Raw genomic sequence first — 26,227 nt, 5'->3', positions numbered from 1 at the left:
AAAAATTATAAGCCAAATAAGTTAGGCAACCAAAGGCTTAATTCCGGTAAATAAGTCACGACCATCAAGGATATGATCATGGCAATAAACAAGGGCATCAAAGGTTTGATCATCTGCCCGATACTGACATTGGATACACTACAACCTATGAAGAGTAAACTTCCCACCGGAGGAGTACACAACCCAATACATAAGTTCAACACCATCATAATCCCAAAGTGAGTAGGATCCATCCCCAAATTGGTGACCACCGGTAAGAAAATAGGAGTGAATACCAATACTGCCGGGGTAATATCCATAAAAATCCCCACAAATAACAGAATCAGATTAATCAGTAATAACACAATGATTTTATTATCACTTACCGACAAAATCACTTCCGTAACGGCCTGAGGCAAGCTTTCATACGACATCACCCAAGACATTCCCATAGAAGTGGCGATCAGCAACATAACAATTGCAGTAGTCGAAACGGAATCCAATAAGATCTTGGACATGTCTTTGATTTTGATTTCCTTATAGACTAAAGCCAGCACAAACGTATAAAGCACAGCTACCGCAGAAGCTTCTGTGGCCGTAAAAACCCCCGCCACAATCCCTCCGATCACCACAAATAATAGAAACAAACTGGGGATCGCATCCAAAAACTTCTTCACGATTTCTTTAAAAGTAGGCACCTCCCCTGTCGGGTATTTTTTCTTATGTGCATAAAAAGCGGCAACTGCCATTAAGCTCACACCCATGATAATACCCGGGATATAGCCAGCTAAAAAGAGAGCCGCAATGGAAACACCTCCACTAGCCAAAGAATAGACGATCAAGACATTACTGGGTGGAATAATTAACCCGGTAGTGGCAGAGGTAATGTTTACCGCAGCCGAAAAAGATTTAGAGTATCCTTCTTTTTCCATGCGTTGCCCCATAAATCCGCCAATGGCAGAAGCTGCTGCGGCAGCTGACCCTGAGATGGCTCCGAAAAGAATACAGGCAAGGATATTTACAAATGCCAACCCTCCGGGAAACATCCCCACAAGCACTTTGGCAAAATCGACCAAGCGGGCGGCTATTCCTCCCCGGTTCATTAACTGCCCTGCCAGGACAAAGAAAGGGATGGCTAATAAGGAAAAACTGTCCAGGCCGGTAGCCATGCGTTGTGCCATAGTCGTTACGGCAGGTAGTGAGTCCATGCTGGCCACTAAGGTAATCACCGATGCTATGCCAATGCTATAGGCAATCGGGACCCCAATAGCAAGCAGGACGATAAAGCTGATAGTCAGAGTTAAAATTTCGTACAATTCCATACTTACTTAGATTTTTTATAAGGTGATATTTATAGAAGCGAGAAGTAGTATTACAGCACTTAGGAGGTTACTTTATCCGGCTTCATTAAATCGATTGTATTCAGCACAGAATAAAAAACTATTAATATTCCGCTAAGGGGAAGTACCGAATAGATATAACCGAGCTGGATTTGCAGAGCCGGAGACGTTTGTTCCAGATACAATGTCATAAAGACCAAATTTCCTCCACCATACACCATTACCGTCACGGCAAAACAAATCACAATGGCATTGATAAAAATCTCCAAGCGCTTTTTACTTAGGCCCTGTAGCCTGCTTGGCAACAAATCAATCGCCAGGTGCATATGTTTGCCCGTTGCATAACTGGCGCCTAAAAGGCCTACCCAGATCAACATAAAATTGGCAAGTTCATCTGTGAATGAGCTGGGGTCTTTCAGGATGTAGCGGGAAAACACCTGCCATAAGACATTGAGCACCATCAATGCCATCAGTACCGCTAAAAAGCGTTCTAAAATTTTGTCGATGATATTTCGTAACATAAACTCTTGGTTGATTTAGGGGTTTACAAAACAGTCCGTTGTGAAAAACGGGATATCCCCACCGGAAACAGAAAGTAGTTTGAAAAGCAGTTCTTCAAAAAACAGAACTTATTGTTGAGCCGTATTCGAGTATCTTAAAGATATTATTATCTATGAAAATAAACTTGTTCTTCTTGCTTAATTTCTTCCAAATAAGAAATGCCAGGAAGTACCTGGCATCTCTTCACTCCTTTCACATTATATAAAAAACGGCTTTTAAGCTCAATTGAAAAGTGCGCTGATACAAGTGAATCAGCTACCAGATTAATGATATAGGGGTATCCGGGTTGCACTTACTGTTTATTTTGCTCTTAATTGTTGGATTAATGCCAAGGTCTCCTTCACTTTGCCTTCCAATCCCGGAAAATCAATACTTCCGTCGGCATTTTTCACAATCAGTTTGGAGCCCATGCCTACACACGTTACTCCGGCTTCAAACCATCCCTTCAGGTTTTCTTCTGTGGGAGCTACTCCTCCGGTAGGCATAATGCTTGACCACGGACAAGGACCTTTGATCGCTTTGACAAAGCCAGGACCTCCCACTTGGGAACCTGGAAAAATTTTGACGATTTCAGCGCCCAACTCTTCCGCATAGTTGATTTCGGTAAGGGAACCACAGCCTGGCGACCAGGCGATTTTCCTGCGGTTACACACCTTTGCCATATCCGGATTGATCACAGGAGACACAATAAAATTAGTGCCTAATTGAATATACAAAGAGGCTGTTCCGGCATCTACCACCGAGCCAACACCCAGAATCATTTCCGGTAGTTCTTTGGCAGCAAACTTATTCAACTCTCCAAACACTTCGTGTGCGTAGTCGCCCCGGTTGGTAAATTCAAATACCCTGGAGCCTCCGTTATAACAAGCCGTCAGCACTTTTTTGCAGGTATCCAAGTCCGTACTAAAAAAAACAGGTACCATCCCGTCTTTTTCCATTTGCAAAACAGACTGTATTCGCGTAAATCTTGCCATTGTTTACTTTGTAATTTTAGGGATTAGCGTTTAAGATGATAAGAAATGTACAAGCCTTGATGACAAATTACCTGGAAACTCTTCCGGAAGCATCTCCACTCATTAGTTTTTCCACTTCATCCACTGTTACCATGTTAAAGTCCCCATAGATGGTATGCTTCAAGCAAGATGCCGCTACTGCAAAATTCAAGGCTTTTTGATCATTTTCCGGGTAGTTCAACAAGCCATAGATCAGGCCACCCATAAACGAATCGCCTCCTCCTACTCGGTCTACAATATGAGTAATCTGGTAGGTAGGCGCTTGGAATAATTGCTTCCCATCCCATAATACCCCTGACCAGGAGTTATGATTGGCATTGATCGACCCTCTCAAGGTAATGATGATCTTTTTGGCTCTGGGAAATTTCTCCATCAACTGCTTTCCCACGGATTCATAAGCCGCCCCTTCTACTTTTCCTCCTGTCACATCCACTCCTTCCGGATGGATATTAAAAACTTTTTCCGCATCTTCTTCATTTCCCAAAATCACATCGCAGCCTGCCACCAGCTCTTCCATTACTTCATTTGCTGACTTGCCCCATTTCCACAATTTTTTGCGGTAATTCAAATCCGTAGAAACCGTAATCCCTTTGGCATTAGCCGCCTTAATGGCTTCTGCACAGGCCAAAGCGGCTCCTTCTGAAATGGCAGGAGTAATACCCGTCCAATGAAACCACTCAGCTCCTTCCAAAGCCTGGTCCCAATCAATCATGCCCGGTTGGATTTGCGCCAATGCCGAATGTGCCCGGTCATACACCACTTTGCTCCCTCTGCTCACTGCCCCTGTTTCCAGAAAATAGATTCCCAAACGATCGCCACCACGGGCTATTTCGGAAGTGTCCACTCCGTATTTTCGCAAGCTCATCAAAGCTGCTTCTCCAATGTCATTGTCCGGCAAACGGGTTACAAAACGGGCATCAAGGCCATAATTTGCCAAGGATACAGCCACATTGGCCTCCCCCCCCCCGTAAGTAGCGTTAAAAGTATCTGTTTGTGAAAACCTCAAATACCCTGGGGTGGCTAGCCTCAGCATAATTTCCCCAAAGGTGACTACTCTTTTTTTTGACATGGTTATTTTTCGTTTTTAATGAATTCTTAAATTTCAACTATCTGAATAACTCTCTCTGATGTACCGATAAGGCCAGAGATTAAAATTGAAAATATGCTTTGGCATTATGATAAGAAATGTTCTCAACCATCTGCCCCAGCCATTCCATTTCCGGTGGCAATTCACCGTTTTGCACATCTTGCCCCAGCATGTTACACAATGTTCTCCGGAAGTATTCGTGCCTCGGGTAAGACATAAAACTTCTGGAATCTGTCAACATCCCTACAAAACGACTCAACAAGCCCATGTTCGACAGCGCATTCAGTTGCTTCTCCATTCCGTCTTTCTGATCCAGAAACCACCAACCGGACCCGAATTGCATTTTCCCGGGTACCGAGCCATCGTTAAAGTTTCCGATCATGGTCGCAAACAACTCGTTGTCTCTGGGATTGAGGTTATACAGAATTGTTTTGGTAAGTTGGTTGGAGCTTTCAAGTTTGTCTAAAAAAGCAGATAACGCCCGGCCCTGTTCGAAATCTCCCATAGAATCAAATCCCGTATCCGGGCCTAACTGCGAGAGTAAGCGACTGTTGTTATTGCGCAAGGCTCCCAAGTGAAACTGTTGCACCCAAGCTTTCTCATGGTCCATCCGGCCAAACTCAACCAACAAAGCCGATTTAAATTTTACAATTTCCAATACGGTGAGTGACTGCCGTTTCAATACTTTATCAAAAATTGCCTGAATTTCCGATTCGGTAAACGGCTCTGCATAAACCTGTTCCAGACCATGATCCGAAAGGCGCCCTCCTACTTGATGGAAAAAATCGTGGCGGCTTTGTATTGCATCCATCAAACCTTGGTAATTCCGTATTTCATTACCGGAAGCATTTCTTAGTTTGTCCAGATATTGGTGATATTCTTCCGGGTTTTCTACCGCCATTGCTTTGTCAGGCCGGAAGGTAGGCAATACTTTTATCGAAAAGCCACTTTCTTGAATCGCCAAATGGTGTTCCAGAGAATCCGCAGGATCATCGGTGGTACAAACCACTTCCACCTTCATCTTTTTCAGAATATTCCGCGCAGAAAATTCCGGACTTCTCAACAGTTCCCCACATTGTTCATATACTTCTTGTGCCGTTGCCTTCTTCAGCAAAGTATCTATTCCAAAATAACGTTTTAACTCAAGGTGTGTCCATTGATACAATGGATTGCGCATTGTAAACGGAACCGTTTCGGCCCATTTTTCAAATTTGTCTGCATCATTGGCACTTCCGGTAATATATCGTTCATCAATGCCATTGGCCCGCATGGCACGCCACTTATAATGGTCGCCTTCCAGCCATATTTCAGTTACGTTTTGAAATTGACGGTCTTTTGCTATGTCTTCGGGAGAAAGATGGCAATGATAATCTATGATAGGCATTTTAGAAGCATGCTGGTGGTAGAGTTGTTCAGCCGCTTCGGAATATAACAAAAAGTTATCCCCTAAAAAAGTCCTCATTTTCTATTTACCCTATTGTTTAATTTGATAATTATTGAAGTAGGCTACAGACAAATATTCCGAATGGTAGTCTACAAATTCATCTGTAAATTATATCGGATAGTTGAAGAATGGAGGGTGTCTAATGTATGTAAATAGTAGTTAGTAGTACTGCTTCTTTTTCGTTTTTAATGAAAAGCCTAATAGCCAAACTCAAGGCCTATAATGACACCCTCCTATCAAATCCAAATAAACGATAAACTATGAAAGCAATGCATGGTTAAAACAACTTTGCTATGCTCTTTAAATATATCTCTAAATTATAAAATTAATTTAGCAGTGCAAATTTTTACATCATAATTTAAAATTAAATATGATTTCATTGATATTAATTTTATAATATAAAATTTAATCTGTTTTTTTATTGAAATCCTGTTTAGCTTGGAATGGAACCGGAAGGGCGTATATTCATATAAATAATACTACAAAAAACATCAGTAAAATTCCTTTTGTCGGTCAGCTAAAGATACTGCCGCTTACCCAAAATAAATACACTGAAACGTCAAGTTTACAATTATTAAGAAATTAGCCCAACCCACACAATATACTGCTTATCAGTAAAATACATTCAAATCAACAAATAATACCTATATAACAATAGTGATAAATGCCTAGCACACAAGATAACATATTGGGCAAACCGCGCGTAAACTTGTATTATTGCAATAATTCATTTGAATAATACTATACTAACAAACAAACTTTCTCCTAGAACTTCTTATAAAATGATTACTGATAAAACCCTGAAACGACTAACAAAGTCAAGTACCTCTCTTTGTTCATTGAAAGGATTAAAAAAGGATTCGCTGACCGAGTCTTTTGTTATGTTTAGAGTTGACGGGGATTTTAATTTCGCCTATATGAATGATGCCTCCCTGTTGTTTTTTAAGCGTTATTTTGGAAAGCAGCCTGAAAAAAGCAAAAACCTCTTACAGCTCTTTAATACGACTACAAGGCAGGAAACGTGGAAAAAGAAGTTGACATCCGGACAAACAGGAAAAGAGATAAGTTTTATGGAGTCTTATCCGGTGGGCTTGGAAAAGCACTATTTTAAGATAACCCTACATCCGGCTTATGAAACTACCCAAAAGAAACATGTATTAGTGTTGATGGAAAAAATGCAGTTTTAAGCACTTCTTCTCAAAAGCAAAATACCCCGCGTTCTTTTCATATACACCAGAGCGTTATGAAGCAACACAGGGTATTTTTTATAACCTGAATTGAATTAGATTTTCACTCCAAGGGTCATATATAAACTACGACCGTCCGAAGGAATGATACCCGGTCCCGGATATCCCGTGGCTCTACGGGTGAAGTACATATTATCCGTCAGGTTATTGACTCCGGACTCGAGTTTCAGCCACTTATACGTATACCGGAGAGACAAATCCATAACATAATACGCGGGGATCTCTCCCGCGGTGGATGTTATTTCCGTTTTATCATTATTGGCATTCGAATATTGCTGAGAAAGATATGTAAGCTGATAGGTAGCACTAAAGTTTTTCCGTTTAAAAGTCAAGCCTGTTTTCAGGTTCACTTCCGGAGCATTTTCCACTTTATTCCCTACTACTTGTCGAATCTCCGAGTCTGTATAAGATGCATTGATCAACGATACATTAGTAAACCAATATAAACGGTTAGGAAGCGATTTTCCGGTAAACAAGCGTACCAGTTCGGTTTCGGCATAGGCTTCTACACCATATGCCCGAATATCCCCGATATTTCCCGAACGGATTTGTTCTTTTACATCCGATACCCGCTCTCTGATTCTTGCAATCCAATCGTATAAATACAAATGAAACACGCTGACGTCAAAACTCAGGTAATCGTTTACACCTCCGCGCACACCTATATCAGTACTCAATCCCCTGACATCTCCCAGATCCGGATCAACCACAAGATTGGGATTGTCAATACGGATATCGGAAAAGTTTACCGAGCGGTAATTCTGGGAAGCATTGGCATAGAATTCCAATTGCTCGCTTTTTTTATAACTTAAACCCAAGCCAAAGAAAACAAATGAGCGTTGGTTGGACCGGTCTTCCGCCACTTCTTCATCATAGATAATCTCATCGGCAAGGTTGCGGTTTACAATGCGATAAAACCCTTCTGCATTGGTACTCAAATACTCAAAGCGTATTCCCGGAGTAATACTGAACTTCGGAGTGAGGTTAAAAATATTCTCGGCAAATACCGAAATATTCCCACTGGGAAAATCATAGTCAGACATCAACCAATCCGGGTTCTCAAAATGAAAGTCGGCTCCTTCAAGCGCATTACCTTCTCCTTGTTGTTGGTTGGAAAAGCCCTTGTAAAACCTTGTTCCTATCAAAAAGACCGATTTGTGGCCTCGTAGATTATAATAGTGCATCAGCCGGGTTTCGTTTCCAATATTCTGAAAAACGCCTGAAATCAGGTTCCGGTTGGTGCCTGGCTCATCCTCCCGGTCAATCCGGCTTAAATTCCCCAGGGCTTCTCTTGATGCCGAAAGGCCAAAAAAGCGACTATTGATTTTGGTATTGGGAGAAAGTTTATAGTCTAAGGTCAGGGCTAGCAGGTTCCAATTCACTTTAAACCAATTCCGGTTTCTCCGGGATTGTTGGGGATCGGATTCAAACTGTTGATCCGTAAGGCCTCCCGGTTGCTGTGCCAGGTAGTTCATATGGGTAAAGTCCAAACCGAGGGTCCACTTGTCCGACAGATTGTATTTCAAAGACGAAAACACATTGTATTGCTCAAGTTGGGTGTTCGGACGCCATCCATCGCTCTGTTTATAATGAAAATACGTATAATAATTCACTTTCCCGACAGTTCCTCCTACACTGTTAAAGGAATTAAACAAGCCAAAAGACCCCATCGTTTGTTCGGAAGTCAGTTCTATTTTTTTGTCTTTGGGTCCTTTTTTCATGACAAAATTCAACATTCCTCCAAACTGTGTTCCGTACTGTAGAGAGGCAGCTCCTCTCACCACTTCAATCCGCTCCAGAGCTTGAGTAGGAGGCGTATAATAGCTTTCCGGATAGCCCAAAGCATCCGCACTGATATCGTAGCCGTTTTGACGGGTATTAAAATGCGAAGTCCGGTTCGGATTTAAGCCTCTTCCACCGATTCCCAGTTGCAAACCGGCCCCGTCACTTTCCCAGATATTCAACCCGGCTACTTTGGCATATACTTGACGGCTGTTATTGGTTGCTAAATTTGCAGTGATGTCATCCAACACAACTACTTCACTTTTTTTGCCCTCGTAAATCGCCATTCCCTCCACAGACCGTAAACGGGTAATGCCGAACGTTTCCGCTCTTTCGGCTTGTACCTCCACCATTTCCAGAGAATCTCTCAATTCTGGCAACACAAAGGTTAGATTGTGTTTTTTGTCTTTCAATTGTATGGATTGTAAAACCGTTTTATACCCGAAGGCAAAAGCCCCGATGTTATACCTTCCCGGTTTTAACATAATGTGAAATTTCCCTTCATCATCCGTAGTGATTTGTTTCCGGGTATTCTCCACAAAAACGACCGCTCCGGCCAAAGGCTGTTGTCCTCCTTCACCCTTCACTTCACCGTACACAGTGATTTGCTGCCCGACAGCGATACCACTTAACAGTACGTTTCCAATAAGCCAACAAGCAAATAAAATTCGTTTCATTCCTCAAATGGTAATATCCAGGATTTATGTTTAAAGCTTTCGTTTAATTTTGTTAAGTCCTTTTCTGGATCGATCAACAAAGTACTGGGTTTTCCATTGAGTGTCACATAACACTCTACCGTCACTTTCAGGGACTCCAAACCTTTCTTCTTGTATTCATCTTCCAGAAAATGTGCATATTGTAAAATCATATCCGGCTGTGTTGCCATCATTTTTTCCTGATAGGGTGTCAGGTAGTCACTGTTCGAAACCATCCAGGTTTTGCCCGTCTCTACTTCTTGTACATGAAATGTGGCGTATCCGGCTTTCTCCATTAACATTACCCGCCAGGAAAAACGGAAACCTTGTTCGGTCCAAAACAATTTATTGGGATACAATGCGTAGCGCATGGGCAAAAACAACTGCAAGCTAAAATGGGCGATCAGAAAGACAATAGCCAGACGCTGTATTTTGGGATGTAGCTTTAGTACGGTTGATTGCTTAGATTTAATTTGTATAAAGCGGTTTCCTAAGATTTTTTTCAGAGCCTTTTCCAAAAAATCAATAATTTGTTGGTGGAAGCTTGCCGGGAAAAAAATCAGTGTGATACCGATCATAATGTAAGGGAACATGCCTATTTGAAAAAGTAAGCCGGTTGCCAAATGGAATAGTACCACCGCTGTATACGCATAAGGCCGGACTTTTCGAAGCAATAACAAGAAGGCAATCGACAGATCGTAAACGGCTCCGGTCCAACAGAAAAGATAAGGGGCCCATTGAGAACTCAGTACCGGACCAATCAGTGGAAAGTCGGCTTTGGCCGGAAGCCATATTTTCAGGGGCATGGCACGTAGCAACCAGTCGGGATTGAGTTTGGCCACTCCGGCAAAGAAATACAATATGCCCATTTGAAGCTTGAATATATTGACAGTCCAAAAAGGCACCTCATTTCTTAACAAGCCGGGTTTTCTCCATACATCCAATGAAAAATACCGGTGGGCCGGCACCCATATCAGTAAAAAACTAATAATACTGACGAAGTAATAATGGTTCAGGTAATTGGTTTGATCCAGTAGTTCTACATAGGTAAACAGCAGAAAAAAACAAGTGCTGCTGACTTTGTAATACCATCCCAATAGCAGGAACAGGGCAGATAAACCCATGAGGACAAAGACGATATACATCCCATTTCCTCCCAGCGGGTGCACCCATTCAAAACCGTAATACTTAAAGTAGAACTGAGGGTCTATATAAAGTTGTTTTACCCAGCCTTTTGCCATGAACCGCAGGATATTCACCAACATTAACAAGCCAAATAGTATCCGGAATACCACTAAGGGTGCGATGGATACGGGCCGGGTAAGCCAGGACGATAAATGAATGGTAGGATTCGCTACAGACATAAGCAAAGGACAAACATCTATTGATTGTGAAACCTTCCAGGTTTTGAAAACCTGGAAGGTTTTTTTCCCTGATCGTTGAGGTATCTTTTAATCTCCGTCATTGTCTACATAAGAAATGGAGATTCCCATCGCGGAAGTCAGGTCGTTTTTCAAAAGGAGTACTAAAGATTGAATCTCCGTATAAACCCGTTCCACTTGCTCTTGATTACTGTTCACTTCTTCCGCGATGGGCCCGTTCAACTCGCCAATCTCGGCATTGGCCGTAGTAAAGTACCCGGCTATTTTATCCGAAAGGTCTTTCCGGTTCAACTCGATAAGGTAATCCGACAGGCTTTTCCGGTTTTGAGTGTCTTGAAGGCCTATTCCTTGAAACAAGCGCTCAAAAGCTTTAAGGTTTTCGGCCAATAGTACTTGAGATATGCCACTGTAATAGGCCTCCGAAGCCAAAGGCCTGGGCACTCCCCCACTAAGTTTTCCAAGAGGAATGGCTACTTTGCCATTCCGGGTAAATTTCTCCAACTGCAAAACCATGGCGTTCACCATCATGCTGGTAGAACTGCCTGCGTCCAATCCCGTAGAAGCGATAAATGTATGCAGGTAATCTCCGCCCTCTTCTTCCCAGGCATGGGTTACTGTGGCTACTTTTCCGTGGATCGCTTGGGTTACATCTTGTAAATATTTTTTGCGGTTCGGAGCCAATTCGGCTGTTGTATAATCTTCTAACAAAGCAGCCGGCTCTTTAGAGAACAACAGGTAGTCAATGGCCGGAAAGCCTTTGGTATCGTTATTCGCCAATGTCTCCAAGTCATAAGAGCCACTTTCAATGTTATTTTCTACCGCCTCATCGTCCAGGGGGTAAATATTGACCGAACTACGCAACAGGTTTTGTTCGGCCGGGCCAAACTCAAACATATTGACCTTTTGCCAGGCCAGGTAAGTGGTTTTAAATTTTTCTTTTGCCGTAGCCAAAGACGCTTCGGTTGGTTCGCTTGTAAAAGCATTTATGGCCTGACTCAGTTCTTCCTCTGCTGCTTGCAAAGATTGATAACCAGGCAATATGATATAGTTGCCAATATCGGATAACATAGCCGAGCGGTCTATGGAAACTGAAGCTCCGTTGTCCTCATTACCGCAGTTTGTAAAAAAGAAGAATATACTCAGAAGTAGAATATTTCGGGTGGTAAGCATGGCGCTTGATTTTAAGAGATAAATAGTAGTGATGGGGAGTAAGCGTACTTTGGGACTTCAACCTTAAAACCTTCCAGGTTTTGAAAACTTGGAAGGTTTTTCACGCTTCCCCCCTACCGGTTCATTTAGAAATGTTGTTGTTTATAATTGGTCCTTCACAGATTCCAATTCGGTAAACACCTCCACTAAGGCCACTTTAGCCGCATCTAATTTTGCAGGAGTTACTTGCCAAAAATTCACTCCGATTTTTTCGTTCAGAATAGCATTCACCGTTTCAATGGAAATTCTTTTCTTCGGACTGTATTTCAATGCTCTGATAAACATAAAACCTTCCGAAAGTGTATGGAATGCTTCTCCCTGTTCCCCGGCATTGATCGCAGATTTTGTCTCGTTCAGGTAATGAATTGCTGTAGCTGCTGCAACTAATTCTAAGTTCTTATAAATTTCCAATTTTTGCACATTTTTCACATCGAAGTCGTTAGCTACAATAGCCGCTCTTCCGGTTAAGAAAGCATCCATCAAAGCTTTGTTAGAACCAATGGCAGCGTCCATTTCATTACAATATTTACCCCAAAAGCGACCGGTAGTTGTCGTTGGAAAATCTACAGGTACTCCGAAATATCCAAAAGCCTCATCCCAGTGATGCTCCATAAGCGTATAATTTTTATCTTCTACCAAAGTCACATTCTCTACATCGTCTCCGGTGCGGTCATCTGTCAGATAAGTGTTAAATATTTGATGAAAAATCAAAGAGCCCATCAAGCCCTTTTCAACGAACTGTGTATATTCATGCCCATTGGCATCGACCAGGATATTTTTTCCAGGAGTTGCTCTTTCAATCAGTCCGGCCACGCCTTCTGCAGCCTCTTTTCCGGCGGCACTGGCTTCTGCAGCACCTTTGAACAAATTTTCAAAGTAATTCTCATCCAGATCTGCTCCGGATACTTTATTTTTTATTTGCTTGGTAGAGCTGTTTAATTCTTCTGTGCTAAAAGGATTATTCTCATTGGCAAACATATCCAAAAGAGTCTGCTCCTGAACCACTTCCCCTTTATCACCTTTGTTGATATAAGCTTTCAATTCAGTAAGCATGTCCAACCGGTCAATCTGGCCAGTATAAGATACTGTCGTAGTTCCCTCTCTGTTAAATACATAAGACGTAGGGACTTCCAGTTGTTTTTCCGGTTCAGGATCGCTGTCTTTACATCCTGTCAACACCACCAACCCCACGGATAGTAGTCGAATTAAAAAACTTAATCGGTACTTTTTCATGTTCATCGCTTTAACGTAATTTAATGCTTTTATTTAGACTTAGTTTAAATTAACGCAAAAGTATAAAGGGAAAGGAATATTGAAAGAGTCCGGAGCATTTTTTTTAGTTTTTTTTTCAAAATAACATTGTATGAATATGCATTAATGCGATGTTACCAGAGGTATAAGCCCGTATTTCGGAAAATAGTTAAGGGATTATATTGATAAAGTTATAATCCTTATTTTCATCCTATTACAGGATATGCACTCGGGTTATTTTCTCAAATAACCGCATCAAGAAATCATTTACAAACGGAATCAAAAAGAAAGCCCTTGATTTGAAACCAAGGGCTTTCTTTTTAGGCCTCTAAGGCTGTATATAACGAAACCAACAATGAGAAACATCATCATTATTAGTTTTCAAAAAGTAAGATTTACATGGTCAACCCCAATACTTCCACCCCTTGTTCGAAGACAATGTCTACCGGAATATGAGCTTTTGACAAGCGTGCCAGGTCCGACGCAAGTTCTTCTTCGATAGTTCCTTTTTCTACCATAAGTTGATTTACACCTTCATAATCGCCGTCCCCCTGCAGTTTTAAAATCAAGGCGGAAAGGGAATTCATTGCTTCTTCCATTTTGTCAAAATCCACTTTGTAAGTACCTGTTTCAGGGTTGCGTACAAAGGCACCTTTCTCTTTAAAATAATTGAACCGTAACATATTGGCTTTTCCATGGGCACTGGAAGCGCCAAAACGCACCGAGCGGAAAATACCGGCCATAAACGTCACATAATTATCATGCACATCTCCTTCCAGTTCTCCTTTTTCAAACAACTTGGTAACCATATACAAACCCAAAATATCGGCTTTACCTTCTTCCAATGCCGATGCCTGTTCTTGTAGAGCTTCCCGGACGGTACCTTTGTCATTAATGGTATTTTTGATTCCTAAACCGTGTGCGACTTCGTGAAACATGGTATTTGCAAAAAAAGCGTCAAAAGAAATATGCTTTCGTTGGGATTCGTCTATCAACACATCGGAAATGGGTAATAAGATTTTATCAAACTTAGCCTTCATGGCATTTTTCAACTGCAAACGCCGGGTACCTTTGCTCTGCTGGATTTCTTCATCATTAGGCAAGTTGATCGCAATGGTTTTACTTCCGGCATTACAATCTCCTGCATAGAAAACAACATCGTACGCATTTAAATCGGAATCCGTACCCGGTTTATCCTGTTTGTATTGTTCCTCTACGGGCAAGCCTTCCTGCAATTCCGGTAACATGCTGGCGTATTTGGCTAATTTCTCACTCCATGCTTTGTCCTTCACCAGCACATAGGCTTCAAAAGCCGCTTTGGTCCCGAACAGTTGATCCTCATAGTTTTCAATCGGCCCGATGACAATATCAACCCCGTTGTTTTTCATATCCATCCAAGCAAGGTCACTGGCTTGGTATTCACTGCTGATCAAGGCTTCGGCTCTCAGGTTCAAGTAGTTTTTCAATCCTTCATCCTCCGCATATCCGGCCGCTTGTTTTAACAAGTCCGATGTCTTTTGCAGTTCTGCTTTATATGCTTCATGATAAGGAACTGTCACCAACCTTCCTTCTTCATCTCTGCGAAGCAAGGTGTACAAACTATTTTTATCCGCCAATTCTGCTTGTTCAAACTCTTCTTTGCTCATATCTTTCGGATAAAGCTCTGCACCGGGGGCTTTCTCGCCAAAGCCGGAAATAAAAGCCGTATCATTACCGATCCGGTCCCAAGGGCCATAATTGATTTCGGCCAAGGTTTTTAAAGCCGGATCGTTCAGAGTATCCATCAAACTTGCTTTGTTCCCAAAAGATTGTTTCCAGAACAACTCATCCATGATCTTAGCTGCTTCGATCAGCAAAGGCAGCATTTTCTTCTCGTTTTCGGATAACTGCCCCAAATCCGTGGTTAATGTAAAAGGCGCATAAATCTTCTGCACCGCTTCAGGGATCGTTTGCTGCGTTTGATCTTCTTTCATCTCTTCTTTTGGAGTGGTTTTACATCCAACTTGACAAAGGCAAAGTGTACCTGCTACTGCCGATAAAATGCTATTCTTCATATTGAAAAGGTTGTTTATAATGGTTAAGTACCTGTGCTCGTTTTACAGGCACGATGATGTACACAGTCAAAAATTCGTTCTCCGAGATTTCATCCGAGATTCGTCCTCAGTCATTTAAGCTCCCCTATTCAGGTTAGGACTTTCATTCTGCAAAGTAGTACAAAAATACACAGGAGTGCAACTACAATTCAAAGGGCAAAGAACAAAATGGTAATCCGGTAAGCTTTTAATGGAAATTACAAACAGGCGGTTACACTTGAAGCTTTCCAAAAACGCAACTCAATTGTCGGTTTCACAACCTTCACCCATCTTCTCATAAAAAACAAGCCCCGCTTCCTATTCGAAAGCGGGGCTTGTTTTTTTAAAAGTTCTATTTTTTTTATCTATTAATCATCGCTCATACCTAAGTATTGCAATACATAATAAAATAAAAAGGTCAACGAACTGGCGGCGGCTACGATATAGGTCAAAGCGGCCCATTTCAAAGCATCTTTGGCCATACCGTACTCACTCTCCGTTACAATCCCCCGGCTTTCTACCCAGGCCAAGGCCCGTTTACTGGCATCGAGCTCAACGGGTAAGGTCACCAAACTGAACAGGGAAATTACCGCATAACAAGCGATGATAGCCAATAAAACCAGTTTATAGGGCAAGCCTAAAAAGAAGATACCTCCCAGCAATGAAACCCAAAAAATGATGTTCAAAATCTTGGAACTGATATTTTGTACGGGCACCATAGCCGAGCGGAATTCCAACATACCGTAAGCTGTAGCATGTTGTACTGCGTGTCCGGTTTCGTGAGCCGCAACGGCTACGGAAGCAGCACTTCTTCCATAGAAGACCGGTTCACTCAGGTTAATGGTCTTGTCTGCCGGGTTGTAATGATCAGTCAATTGCCCAGGTACACAGGTAATTTGCACATCGTAAATACGGTTATCACGCAGCATTTGTGCCGCGGCTTCCGCACCAGACATACCATTTTGTATGGGTATCTGTGAATACTTTCTGAATTTTGATTTCAATCGGTAGCTCACTAACCAACTGGCTACCAAAAACCCAATGAAAATAATCCAAAACATAGGTTTAACAATTTTATTTAGTTGTTAATATACTCTTACGGATTTTAATGCCCAGAGGTGATTAAGTAGCTGTTAAAATACATTAAAAATATTTAAAAAAAGCTTTTCCTTCTATACTTCCTCTTGTTTATGACTTTGCTTTCCGGATGATTTCCGTAGTGGAAAACCCATCGACTAATGCCACCGTTTTTACTTCTCCACCGTGCTGCATCACGATATCCGCTCCCACGATGGTTTCCACCGTATAATCTCCTCCTTTTACCAGTACATCGGGTAATAAACCCGAAATCAGCTCGAAAGGAGTATCCTCTGCAAACAGGACTACTGCATCCACAAAACCCAGAGCTGCTAACACACGGGCACGCGCATGTTCAGGATTGACCGGGCGGCTTTCCCCTTTCAGCCGTTTGACGGATGCATCAGAGTTAAGCCCCACAATAAGTTTGTCGCCCATGGCAGCAGTCTTTTCCAGGTAATCTACATGCCCCAAATGAAGAATATCAAAACAACCATTGGTAAAGACTACCCTTTGCCCGTTTTGTTTCCATATTTTTACTTGCTCTTGTAAAGCTGCCAACGAGTAGACTTTATCAGCCGAAGGTGTTTTCATATAGTCGATTTATATTTTTATTATCCGGTTATCCCGCATTGCTGTAAGCTGGCTTTTTCGACCAAAGCAAGCTGATCAACAGAAATAAACTTCCAAAAATAATTTGCGATAGCACTTGTGAACTGTGCAATAAGAAAGCAAAATACTTCCCGGTGGGTTCACTAATTCCATATGCCAGCAAGGTAGCCGTCACAAACAGATGATAAGACCCTGTGCCTCCCGGAGTAGGAATGGCCATTCCGATTCCACCCATAATCAATACGGTAAGAGCCGTCATAGGAGGTAAAATACTGGTTTCGGGAGTGCAAAAGAACATGACATAAGCCATAAAATAGTAAGCTACCCAAATCAGCAACGTATGCATTATATAATAAAAGCGATCCACCGCACTTAATTTGAGAATGCTGAGAAGCCCTTCTTTAAAACCGGACAATAAGTTGCCAACTTTTTGATAAACAGTGAAACTTTGCAAGCGATGCCTCTGAAAATACAAAATCAGGGCAAACACTATCAAAAACACTCCTACTCCCCCCAAAAGTATCAGTTTGGAAAGCATTCCCGCCCCTGTCACAGTCAGCTTTTCGCTCAAAAACACGCCGATTTTATTAAATTCCAAAATCAACACAGTAGCGATTAACCCCACTAATAAAATCAAATCCAATGCACGTTCTGCAGCCACGGCTCCAAAAGACACCCGGATAGGCACCCCTTCCCCCTTTTTCAACAAACCGCAACGGGCCATTTCTCCCATGCGAGGCACTAAGTTGTTGACAAAATACCCTACAACCACAGCCATAAAAACCTTGATTGTGTTGACATTATACCCTAACGGCTTCAAGGCTATTTTCCAACGGATCCCCCTGCTTAAGTGGCTGAACATAGAGATAACAATAGACACCAAAACCCACTTCAGGTCGGCACTTCCCACTCTCTCCAGCATTTCAGCTAAATTCTGGTCTTTGTATACATACCAAAATAAAAGCGCTGAGATACTAACTGATATCAGATATGTAAACAGCGATTTTGTATTCCACTTCATCCTCACAAATTTGCTATAAATATAAGTAAGCAGGCAAAAATAATCCTACAAAATGCTATTATAAACCATATTTCAAGTTGGTCATCAATTTTAACATGGTAATCAAGCCCTTGACCGAGGAGGCTTTTGCTATGATAATAATGAAGTGAATTCAACTTTTTCTTTTTCCTGAAAAATATTTCAAAAACGCCTCCTCCGTGTTATTTTCTTCAACAATAGCTTTGGCTATTCTCTTCAAAAAAGTGCCTTGATGAGCCGATTTTGATTCCACTTTCAGTCAAAAACTATAAGTGTAAACCACTTCAATATAAAAAGTGGTTGAAGGATGTGCTCAACCACTTTTTAAGGGCTCCCCTATTTGATTACATCTTTTTTATCCTATTATCCTGCCCATGGAATTTAACAAGTCAATTCTTTGAATCCTTCAATTTGAAAAGCAGTCTCAAAACAAACTGAAATTAGCTTACCAATTGATTATTTTCATCCGGAAAAACTAATAAAGGTTTGTATTGAAGGGCTTCTTCACGCTCCATAGTACAATAGGAAATGATAATCAAGATATCTCCTACCTGCACTTTACGCGCTGCGGCACCATTCAAACAGATAGTTCCACTTCCCCGTTCTCCCCGGATCACATAGGTTTCCAGGCGTTCCCCATTATTGTTATTCACAATCTGCACTTTCTCACCTTCAATAATATTGGCAGCTTCCATCAGGTTTTCATCGATGGTAACACTCCCAACATAATTCAATTCAGCTTGGGTAACTTTTACTCTGTGAATTTTAGATTTTAAAACCTCAATAAACATTCTTCCAACCTTTTTTTCTCGATTTATTCTTTAATTAAGTGTACTTAAGCTCATAAGTATTTCACTAAACACACTCTATACCAATAGGATGCATCAATTTTAAAAACACTACAAACATACTGTACTTTTCACGAAGTAGAAAAACTTCTTTTCATTTTAGGCTATGTCCACAATCAGATTGTCAATTAAACGGGCCGTTCCTAAATGAGCGGCCAAACAAACTGCCAGTTTTGACTCGGCCTGATAACCCTGCAGCGGCTGAAGTGAATCTTTATCAACTATTTCAAAATATTCCAGGGTAAATTCGGGGTATTGTTGTATCCAGGCCACACAGTCATTTATGACTTCATCGAGCCTTTGGTATTGCTGCAATTGCTTTTCAGCTCTTTGCAAAGTCTGATATAATACAGGAGCTAATTTCCGCTGTCGGGCATCCAGGCGAACATTCCGGGATGACATGGCCAATCCATCTTCTTCCCTGACAATCCCACACACTTCTATCTGTACGTCAAAGCCCAAATCACGTACCAGACATTCCACAATACGGCATTGTTGCAAATCTTTTTGGCCAAAATAAGCCTTATCCGGTTGCACTTGGTGAAACAAACGCGGGATAACCTGAGCCACTCCGTTGAAATGCCCGGGGCGGTGCTTGCCTTCCATCACCTTTTCCAAAGGGCCAAAGGTAAAACCCAAAGTAAGTTGATCTATCCCCCCCGGATAGATATCTTCATTGGAAGGGAGGTACACGGCATCGCAGCCCTCCTTTTCCAACAATGTCAAGTCGCGTTTCACATCCCGGGGATAGGCTTGTAAATCCTTCACCTCATTAAATTGGGTAGGGTTGACATAAATACTGCAAACCACTACATCGCAGGCCAGTCTGGCTTCTCGTAGTAACGAAAGGTGTCCGGCATGTAAAAAACCCATCGTAGGTACAAACCCGATAGATTTCCCGGCCATTTTGCTCAGTTGAATAAACTGACGCAGAGAAGAATAATTTTCGAAACACTCCATGTGCAAAAGAAGCAATGTCTGAATAAAAAATAAACTCAACCCACTCATGTCAGGCAACCATTATGGTGGCTGCTGAATTCCCTAAACAAGAGGAACAATGGGTTAAAGACTTGCGAATTTTTCGGCAAGTCAGGCATCTGTTGCCGCAGAAATATGGAAATCCCTTAATTTTTTCGTATTTTTGCGGCAAAAATAAAGTAAAATCCGATAAATATGCCAAATCTAAAAATTCTTTATGTATCCAGCGAGATCAATCCTTTTCTAAGGACTACTGAGGTTGCCGATTATGTTAGGAAGCTGCCACAATCTATGCAAGAACGAGGGATGGAAATAAGGATTCTCGTGCCTAGGTTCGGGCTGATTAATGAACGAAAAAACAGGTTACATGAAGTAGTACGGCTCTCTGGGATTAACATTGCTGTAGGAGAAGAGGAAAAACCCTTAACCATTAAAGTCGCTTCGATTCCGAATGCCAAACTTCAGGTTTACTTTATCGATAATGAGGACTACTTCCATCGCAAATCGGTATTTACCGATAAAACCGAGAAGTTTTATGATGACAATGACGAACGGGCAATCTTCTTCTGCAAAGGGGTAATTGAAACGGTCAAAAAATTAGGATGGGCCCCGGATATCGTTCACTGTAACGATTGGATGACAAGCCTGATTCCTCTCTACTTAAAAACAACATACAAGAACGACCCGATGTTTAAAAACACCAAAACAATTTTTACCGTGTACAACACACCTTTTAGTTATAAATTTGAAGGTGATTTGCTCAACAAGGTAAAAATGGTGGATATCGAAGACACGATGCTTCAAAACCTCAGTACGGCCGATTTCGAAGGCTTTATCAAAATTGGTACTGAGTATGCAGATATCGTAACTCGCTCTTGCAAAGACATTGAGGATAAACTGAACGGAATATTCAATGAGTTTTCAAACAAAAAAATCGACACAATCGAATCGTCCGATGAATATACTGAATCATATTACGAACTATACAATGAACTTGCGGGCTAAGACCCTGGGGCTAGGATTATTATCAATCCTGGCCTTTCTTTCTCTCGGCTGTGACAATGATACGGAAAGCATCGGGCTGGAACTCCGCCCGGACGACCTTATCAATACCACTTTTACCGATACTTTCTCTATCAAAACCTCCATTGTCAAATTAGACTCGGTTCCCACCAGTAACACCGGGGTCATGCTGGTCGGAAGCACCAAAGACCCTGTGCTGGGGCATACCCAAGCCACTACATATTTTGGCTTTCAAATTGCTGGAGATAAAGTAGAGTTAAGTGGCAAAGATGGAGAACGCCAGTTTGATAAAGCGACTTTGACTCTAGGTTATGGATTCATTTATGGTGACAGCAACTCCACACAAACATTTGTTTTACACGAGTTGGCTGATAGTATTCATTCCAAAACACATTATCAATTTGATGAAATAGAATCATTAGGAACTGAATTAGCCAAAGTTGAAGACTTTAAAGTAGCGGGAGACACTAACAAGTTTGTTTCTTTCAACTTAAGTGAAGAGTATGGAAACAAACTTTTTGAAATGGTGCAGGATACACTAAAACCCATCACAAGATACAATACTCACTTTCTTTTGGGTGGAATAAAAGTTAGCTCATTAAGTGAAGAAGACGATGCTATTTTTGGATTTCGAACCATTTCTTCGAGTGGTGTTCCTTATAGTTATCTAACCTTACACTATCATTATTTTGACGATGAAAATAAAAAAGTAGAGAAAGAATATAAATTATATATCAGTCGACCATTTCACCATATCGAAAACGATTTTAGCGAAAGTGCCTACCTCTCCGGCTGGGATACTAAAGAGCCTTTGAGTACGGAGATGACGAATAATAGGTGTATTATTCAAGCTGCCTCCGGCATTACCACCCGGTTAGAATTCCCAACCTTGAACAGAAATGTAGAAGAATTACTCATCAACAAAGCCGAAATTGTATTACAACCTATTGATGACGGAAACTTTAACGGACAAAAACTCCCTCCTTCCGGCTTACGGGTAATCCGTTTGGATGCAAATGGAAATCGAAAGTTTTTTGAAGATGACAAAGGAAACTTTATCAGTTATGATTATATCCAAAATGAATTAGTGATCAAATCAGGCGGACAGTTTACCCCAATGAACATCGGGTATATTGCCAACGGAAGGTCCTATGCTCCTACCGAAATGACCAGTTATATACAAAACCTTGTGTGGGGAAAAGAAACCGGTTACGGTTTGTTGATCGAACCTACCAACAACAGCAGTACCATAAACAAACTCTTCTTTGGAGACTTTCAAAATATGGACGATTTCAGGTTGCAATTACGCATTCATTACTCGTTGCTAGATTAGCATAAACACCTGATTTACAATATATTTCTTTATACAAAACACCTCTGAAACACTCTATGAGAGTTCGGAGGTGTTTTGTATTTTACATAAACTTCATCGCATTCCTTTTTACTTATTCTATAAATTCCATTAACTTTAGCGCTTTAAAATTCATTAATATTTCTTAAGCCACTTAAGGGGTATTTGATTTTTATGTATTATGCTTTCTCAAAATTGGTCTAATCTATGCACGTTACTTAAATACAATTTTGAGCTCGTATAAATTTTTTATCGAGAAATATAAATATAAAACTCATTAACTACTATGTGCGGAATCATTGGTTACGTAGGCCACAGGCAAGCTCATGAGGTCTTACTCAAGGGTTTGAAACGCCTCGAATACCGGGGCTATGACAGTGCCGGAATCGCAGTGCTCAACAGCTCGCTAAAAGTTTTCAAAAAACAAGGAAAGGTCTCTGACCTGGAGCAATTTATTCAGGATCAGGATGTTTCAGGCACCACAGGCATCGGCCACACACGCTGGGCAACTCACGGAGCCCCTAACGATGTCAACGCCCACCCTCACCTTTCTTCAGACAAAAAATTGGCAATGATCCACAACGGCATCATTGAGAACTATGATACACTGAAGAAAGAACTGGAAAAAAAGGGACACCGATTTATCAGTGAGACGGACTCGGAAGTCTTTATTCAATTCATCGAGCACATCCAAAAACACAACCAATGCTCGCTGGAAGAAGCCGTCCGGCTAGCGCTGACAGAAGTGGTTGGTGCTTATGCCATTGTTATCACTTCCAAAGACAACCCCGATCAGTTAATTGCCGCCCGCAAAGGCAGCCCTCTGGTGATCGGAGTCGGAGAAGAGAAAAAAGAATATTTTCTGGCCTCAGATGCCACTCCCATCATCGAATACACAAAAGAAGTTGTGTATTTGAACGATCAGGAAATTGCGGTGATCAATGGTGATGGACTCAGCATCAAAAACCTGGATGACGAACACCAGAACCCTTACATCCAAACTTTGGACATGGAATTGGAAGCCATTGAAAAAGGAGGCTTTGATCACTTCATGTTAAAGGAAATCTACGAACAGCCCAAGTCCATCCGCGACTGCCTTAGAGGCCGATTGATTGCCGCCAACGGGCACTTGGCTTTGGGTGGTATCCACAAACATTATCAGGAGTTGGTCAATGCCAACAGAATCATAATTGTCGCTTGTGGTACCAGCTGGCACGCAGGTTTGGTTGCCGAATACCTGATCGAAGACCTCACCCGGATTCCGGTGGAAGTAGAATACGCTTCGGAATTCCGTTACAGAAATCCGATCATTGCCCCTGGAGATATTGTGATCCCGATTTCCCAATCCGGGGAAACAGCCGACACTTTAGCAGCCATTGAGCTTGCCAAAGAAAAGGGAGCGATCATCTTGGGTGTCTGTAATGTGGTCGGTTCCTCCATTGCCAGAGCATCTCACGAAGGAGCATATATACATGCCGGCCCCGAAATCGGAGTTGCCAGTACCAAAGCTTTTACCGCCCAACTGACAGTGCTTTCCATGATCGCCTTAATGATCGCGAGAGAGAAAAAAACCATTTCTGAGCAAAAGTATTTAGAGCTGCTATATGCAATGGATGCGATTCCTGAAAAAGTGGAAAAGTCGCTGGAACTGAACGCTCAAATCAAATATATCTCGTCCATTTACAAAGGTGCAAGTAACTTCTTGTATTTGGGCCGGGGATATAACTTCCCGGTAGCATTGGAAGGAGCCTTAAAACTCAAAGAAATTTCCTATATCCATGCCGAAGGGTATCCGGCTGCGGAGATGAAACACGGCCCGATCGCCTTGATAGACGAAGAAATGCCAGTGGTGGTTATTGCTCCTCACGATAATTCTTACGAAAAAATCATTTCTAATATTCAAGAAATTAAAGCGCGTAAGGGAAAAGTGATCGCGATTGTCAACGAAGGAGATGCCGTCATTGAAACCATGGTGGACCATGTCATTAAAGTTCCCCGCACCAAAGAGGAGTTAATGCCTTTGGTTTCGGTCATTCCACTTCAACTATTGGCTTACTACATTGCATTAGACCGAGGTTGCAACGTGGATCAGCCCCGCAACTTAGCCAAATCAGTAACTGTAGAATAATATAACAAGGTAGTCTGTTGTGAAAAACTCCTTCCCTCAAAACGGGAAGGAGTTTTTTTATCCTGTATGTTCAATTGACAAAGTTGGCAATCTCCTCCACCACTTCCTGTTTCAAAGGCAAATCCGGTTGATTATACGTCTGAAGGTTTTGCATTCTTTCTTGAGGGGCTTCTTTTAAAACATGGTTCATTCCCTCAATCAGGCTGAGCTTTGCTTGAGGGTTTGCTTGAGAAAGCGCTTCTGCATCCTTAGTACTTACCTGAATATCAGTGGTACCTTGGAGAATCAAAGTGGGCATTGCCAATTTCGCAATTTCTTTTTGCGGATCGTATTTAAACCAAGAAATAAGATAAGGTTGTATACCGGGCCGAAACAATGCCTGCAACATCGGAGGAGTACTTTCTACCGTATCACCTTTCTCTAACTTATCCAACACCGGTAATGCTTGCTCCCTTACCACAGGAGGTTGCGCTTGCATCTGCTCCCGGATAAGTTGCCCTGCAGGTCGACCACTTCCGGCTATTGAAATATAACGATCCGCTTTAGCGTGTTGCGCTGCGATCATTCCGACCAAAGACCCTTCACTATGCCCGATCACAACGATTTGGGTAAATGCATTTTCCTTTTTCAAAAAATGGATCCAGGCTTTCGCATCTTCTATAAAATGCTCAAAGCGCATCTCTGCTTCTTTTAATCCCGCTCCTCGACTATTGCCTACACCTCGTTTATCATACCGGAGGGAAGCAATTCCTTCTTGGGATAGCTGCAAGGCTAACATTTTCAAAGAATTATTGGTCATCATGGGATTATTCCCATTCCTGTCTGTAGGTCCGGAACCCGCAATAATCAAAGCCACCGGCATCTTTTCATTTTTCCCGGGTATTTGTAAGGTGCCTTCTAAGGTCCCTGACACAGTGGTGACTGTCACCGTTTTTTCGGATTGCCCTTGTAACTTGGCTACCAGGCCAATCAACAGCAACAATACTAAAAGTTGTTTTTTCATATTTCCGATAGTAAAATGATTTTGAAATAAAGGTATCAGGCACCTGCCACCACAGCAACTACCGCGACTATTATGCCTATCAGTACTCCGACCACAGAAATCGTAACATCACTCTTATACTCTTTTTCTTGATCGGCAAGTTCTTCCCGGATATATCCCACAAATGCCGTATCCACCTCATTCCCGTATTTTGCCAGAAAGGCGGAATCCATGGTGATTTCTACAGCAATTCCATTATACGTTTTCGCCGTATATTCTTCTCTTGATGACTCGCTAAACAGCATCCCTTCTTCCCTGGAAACATAATTATCGGAAATATGAATAATTCCGTTGGCACAATTCTTCCAAGCCTCATACTTCAAAAAGTTCAATAATTCAGTGCTTCCCGCATACCGGTCTCCTTTTGCTTCAATAAGACCAATTTTCCGGTATTGGAAATCTAAATATTCTCCTTCAAAAAACAAATAAATATTGTCGGCTTTTTTATCACAATTTCGCGGCTTCATGATAGAATAACGACTTTGGGAATAATGGCCATACTTTATGACACAACCTGTAAAAACCATACAAAATACGAAGGGAAGTACAATACTAGCTGGGTGATGTTTTTTCATTTCAACGTCTTGTTTTGTTAATTCATTACAATATGCAGGGGGATTTCCGGTCAGATTCACCGGCCGGTTTTCATTTTATATCTAAAGACAAACAGGTATCGGAGGAAGGCAAACGCTGTATATCAAAACTCATTACAAGGATGAGCAAGGAATATGGAAAATGCTACATTCAGCCTTTTGAGAAAAACTTTGTCGCCCTCACTACTTTGCGGTGTTGGCTTTCGCCTTCTCATTTTAATCAACTGAAAATCAACACAAAATAACACCAAAGGAAACTTAATGATTACCATTACATGTTTTGAGAAGATAAAGAGAAAACTTAATCTTTTGCTTTGCATGCCTGAACGGGAAGACAAATACATGTGAAGGGGGAAAATAATTAGCACTCTCTTTAAAAGATGGAAATAAATTGCGTAACTTTATTTAAGAAATATAGTTATCTTTGAAACCCTAATTAGAAAATGTTTAGTAATGCTCAAATGCCATTCGAAC

Annotated in this window: 21 protein-coding genes; 4 read left to right on the top strand and 17 right to left on the bottom strand. The window is 41.6% G+C overall.

All coding sequences use genetic code 11. From position 1 onward, the window contains the following. Positions 1-5 precede the first annotated feature (5 nt). From AAG747_RS22165 to uxaC, 5 genes are all read right to left on the bottom strand, one after another. Positions 6-1,301 (bottom strand): TRAP transporter large permease, encoded by a 1,296-nt coding sequence (locus tag AAG747_RS22165; RefSeq protein ID WP_346823424.1) that lies wholly within the window; start codon positions 1,299-1,301, stop codon positions 6-8. A 59-nt stretch (positions 1,302-1,360) separates the two neighbouring features. Then, positions 1,361-1,840 carry a TRAP transporter small permease gene (locus AAG747_RS22160; protein WP_346823423.1) on the bottom strand — a complete coding sequence of 160 codons (480 nt, stop codon included), beginning with the start codon at positions 1,838-1,840 and terminating at the stop codon, positions 1,361-1,363. Between the two features lie 339 nt (positions 1,841-2,179). After that, a complete protein-coding gene (locus AAG747_RS22155; RefSeq protein ID WP_346823422.1) occupies positions 2,180-2,854 on the bottom strand; it encodes a bifunctional 4-hydroxy-2-oxoglutarate aldolase/2-dehydro-3-deoxy-phosphogluconate aldolase in 675 nt (224 codons plus the stop codon). A 67-nt stretch (positions 2,855-2,921) separates the two neighbouring features. Continuing rightward, positions 2,922-3,962 (bottom strand): PfkB family carbohydrate kinase, encoded by a 1,041-nt coding sequence (locus AAG747_RS22150; RefSeq protein WP_346823421.1) that lies wholly within the window; start codon positions 3,960-3,962, stop codon positions 2,922-2,924. Positions 3,963-4,041: 79 nt separating this feature from the next. Next, positions 4,042-5,442: a glucuronate isomerase gene (uxaC, locus tag AAG747_RS22145; protein ID WP_346823420.1), complete on the bottom strand. Its 1,401-nt coding sequence runs from the start codon at positions 5,440-5,442 to the stop codon at positions 4,042-4,044. 764 nt (positions 5,443-6,206) lie between these two features. Between uxaC and AAG747_RS22140 the strand changes: the two genes are divergently transcribed. Then, positions 6,207-6,611 (top strand): hypothetical protein, encoded by a 405-nt coding sequence (locus tag AAG747_RS22140; RefSeq protein ID WP_346823419.1) that lies wholly within the window; start codon positions 6,207-6,209, stop codon positions 6,609-6,611. A gap of 95 nt (positions 6,612-6,706) precedes the next feature. On the opposite strand, the gene AAG747_RS22135 is transcribed toward AAG747_RS22140, so the two are convergent. The 10 genes from AAG747_RS22135 to panC all read right to left on the bottom strand — a co-directional run bounded on the left by AAG747_RS22135 (position 6,707) and on the right by panC (position 19,598). Then, on the bottom strand, positions 6,707-9,130 hold the full coding sequence (locus AAG747_RS22135) for a TonB-dependent receptor domain-containing protein (protein WP_346823418.1): 2,424 nt from the start codon (positions 9,128-9,130) through the stop codon (positions 6,707-6,709). Next, the gene (locus AAG747_RS22130; protein ID WP_346823417.1) at positions 9,127-10,512 is read right to left on the bottom strand and encodes an HTTM domain-containing protein; all 1,386 of its coding nucleotides are present in this window, start codon (positions 10,510-10,512) and stop codon (positions 9,127-9,129) included. The genes AAG747_RS22135 and AAG747_RS22130 overlap by 4 nt, the downstream gene beginning before the upstream one ends. An 87-nt stretch (positions 10,513-10,599) precedes the next feature. Further along, positions 10,600-11,700, bottom strand: coding sequence for an imelysin family protein (locus AAG747_RS22125; RefSeq protein WP_346823416.1), 1,101 nt, complete (start codon positions 11,698-11,700; stop codon positions 10,600-10,602). Between the two features lie 141 nt (positions 11,701-11,841). Next, a complete protein-coding gene (locus AAG747_RS22120; protein WP_346823415.1) occupies positions 11,842-12,972 on the bottom strand; it encodes a DUF4856 domain-containing protein in 1,131 nt (376 codons plus the stop codon). 413 nt (positions 12,973-13,385) lie between these two features. Continuing rightward, a complete protein-coding gene (locus AAG747_RS22115; protein WP_346823414.1) occupies positions 13,386-15,044 on the bottom strand; it encodes a dipeptidyl-peptidase 3 family protein in 1,659 nt (552 codons plus the stop codon). 386 nt (positions 15,045-15,430) lie between these two features. Beyond that, complete coding sequence (locus tag AAG747_RS22110; RefSeq protein ID WP_346823413.1) at positions 15,431-16,123, bottom strand: zinc metallopeptidase; 693 nt, start codon at positions 16,121-16,123, stop codon at positions 15,431-15,433. Between the two features lie 127 nt (positions 16,124-16,250). Continuing rightward, positions 16,251-16,733 (bottom strand): D-glycero-beta-D-manno-heptose 1-phosphate adenylyltransferase, encoded by a 483-nt coding sequence (rfaE2, locus tag AAG747_RS22105; protein ID WP_346823412.1) that lies wholly within the window; start codon positions 16,731-16,733, stop codon positions 16,251-16,253. Between the two features lie 28 nt (positions 16,734-16,761). Next, a complete protein-coding gene (locus tag AAG747_RS22100) occupies positions 16,762-17,772 on the bottom strand; it encodes a lysylphosphatidylglycerol synthase transmembrane domain-containing protein (protein ID WP_346823411.1) in 1,011 nt (336 codons plus the stop codon). Between the two features lie 458 nt (positions 17,773-18,230). Further along, complete coding sequence (gene panD, locus AAG747_RS22095) at positions 18,231-18,581, bottom strand: aspartate 1-decarboxylase (protein ID WP_346823410.1); 351 nt, start codon at positions 18,579-18,581, stop codon at positions 18,231-18,233. A 156-nt stretch (positions 18,582-18,737) separates the two neighbouring features. Continuing rightward, positions 18,738-19,598, bottom strand: coding sequence for a pantoate--beta-alanine ligase (gene panC, locus AAG747_RS22090; RefSeq protein ID WP_346823409.1), 861 nt, complete (start codon positions 19,596-19,598; stop codon positions 18,738-18,740). 213 nt (positions 19,599-19,811) lie between these two features. Between panC and AAG747_RS22085 the strand changes: the two genes are divergently transcribed. From AAG747_RS22085 to glmS, 3 genes are all read left to right on the top strand, one after another. Then, positions 19,812-20,621 carry a glycogen/starch synthase gene (locus AAG747_RS22085; RefSeq protein WP_346823408.1) on the top strand — a complete coding sequence of 270 codons (810 nt, stop codon included), beginning with the start codon at positions 19,812-19,814 and terminating at the stop codon, positions 20,619-20,621. Beyond that, complete coding sequence (locus tag AAG747_RS22080; RefSeq protein ID WP_346823407.1) at positions 20,572-21,972, top strand: DUF4270 family protein; 1,401 nt, start codon at positions 20,572-20,574, stop codon at positions 21,970-21,972. Before AAG747_RS22085 ends, AAG747_RS22080 begins: the two co-directional genes overlap by 50 nt. 304 nt (positions 21,973-22,276) lie before the next feature. Continuing rightward, entirely contained in the window at positions 22,277-24,118 is a 1,842-nt protein-coding gene (gene glmS / locus AAG747_RS22075; RefSeq protein ID WP_346823406.1) for a glutamine--fructose-6-phosphate transaminase (isomerizing), read from the top strand. A 70-nt stretch (positions 24,119-24,188) separates the two neighbouring features. Here glmS and AAG747_RS22070 read toward each other — a convergent pair whose 3' ends face one another. After that, on the bottom strand, positions 24,189-25,121 hold the full coding sequence (locus AAG747_RS22070; RefSeq protein ID WP_346823405.1) for an alpha/beta hydrolase: 933 nt from the start codon (positions 25,119-25,121) through the stop codon (positions 24,189-24,191). A 35-nt stretch (positions 25,122-25,156) separates the two neighbouring features. Further along, positions 25,157-25,627, bottom strand: a complete 471-nt coding sequence (locus AAG747_RS22065) for a hypothetical protein (RefSeq protein WP_346823404.1) — start codon at positions 25,625-25,627, stop codon at positions 25,157-25,159. Positions 25,628-26,227 lie beyond the last annotated feature (600 nt).

Origin of the sequence: Rapidithrix thailandica, assembly GCF_039710355.1 — a bacterium.
Classification (GTDB): domain Bacteria; phylum Bacteroidota; class Bacteroidia; order Cytophagales; family Flammeovirgaceae; genus Rapidithrix; species Rapidithrix thailandica.
The sequence above is the reverse complement of the archived record's forward strand: the minus strand, read 5'-3'. Positions and strand labels throughout refer to the sequence as shown.